This is a genomic window from Psychrobacter sp. 5A.1 (assembly GCF_030407455.1).
Taxonomy (GTDB): Bacteria; Pseudomonadota; Gammaproteobacteria; order Pseudomonadales; family Moraxellaceae; genus Psychrobacter.
This window is the reverse complement of the sequence record NZ_JASDDJ010000136.1, coordinates 1-1,022: the sequence shown is the minus strand read 5'-3', so window position 1 is coordinate 1,022 and position 1,022 is coordinate 1. Positions and strand designations below refer to the sequence as shown.

Below are 1,022 nucleotides of genomic sequence, written 5' to 3'. Positions count from 1 at the left end.
CGTCAGGATGCTATCACAGTATAGATAAAAAGGAACCTACTATGACAAATGATCAAAAGATAATTAGCGCAGTAATCAGATCAAAAAATAATAACAAAAATACCGATCATAAATACGGCGACATCAACGAAGCTCTTAAGTCATCTATGAAAATACTTTCTGGAGAATTTCCACTATTAGGTAATATGGATAATTTTGGCGAATTCAAGCCACATGTTCCTAAACAAGGATCTATGAAAGATTACTTTTTTATAAAAGATCCATTGCATATATCTGTTATTTTAAATACGGAAATTACGAATGTTGAGCTAATAAAAATTGCTACAACTACTCAAAAAGAATTAAAGACAGAAATGTTGGATTTTGAGGTTTTAAACCTTACAAACTATGACATAAAAAAAAGTAAGCGTTTAGAGAGCAACTCTACAAACAAGCATACCTATCTATTAAATCGCTTATATAGCTCGGAAGACTATCCAAATGTTATTGTTAGCATTTTAGTTAAGACGTCAGATGAAAAAGAGTATCTTAATTACAACACAGCCAGTAAACTACCTGAATCTATACCACGTATTAGAATTTCTTTAAAAGATCAGAAATTACTAAGACCTTTTCAAACAATAGGTGCTATATAGAATCTGGGATGGGCTCATAGAATCAGTTTTCAAATTGAACTGTCGTATTGGTTCAAATACTTATCTGTTTAAGTGTGTAATGGTCAACTAATTTAGTACAACACAAACATTGGCGCGATACGCTACCAGCAAGTATTACACGACCGCGTACATGCGCCAGTATTGGCACTGAGTGAGCAAATCATCACTCAGCCAAGCTCCGTGACGATGCAACGCTTTAATAGTGCCAGTGTCGCACATCCCACTCAGTCCGCTGAGATTACTACAAACACCAACACTGATGAAAATAGCGCTGACGAGGACAATCAAACAAGTAGCCAATCACTCACACTAGACACCCCTGCCGCATTTGCGCCAGTGACAGATACCGAGACCATCGATGAAGCG

2 protein-coding genes are annotated in these 1,022 nt (G+C 36.4%); both read left to right on the top strand.

Annotation, left to right across the window (positions count from 1 at the left end; genetic code table 11):
* On the top strand, positions 1-635 hold a 635-nt coding region (locus QL982_RS14430), incomplete at its 5' end, for a hypothetical protein (RefSeq protein ID WP_290190449.1).
* Positions 636-797: 162 nt separating this feature from the next.
* Positions 798-1,022, top strand: a 225-nt coding sequence (locus QL982_RS14425) for a hypothetical protein (protein ID WP_290190448.1), incomplete at its 3' end; no start/stop codon positions are given.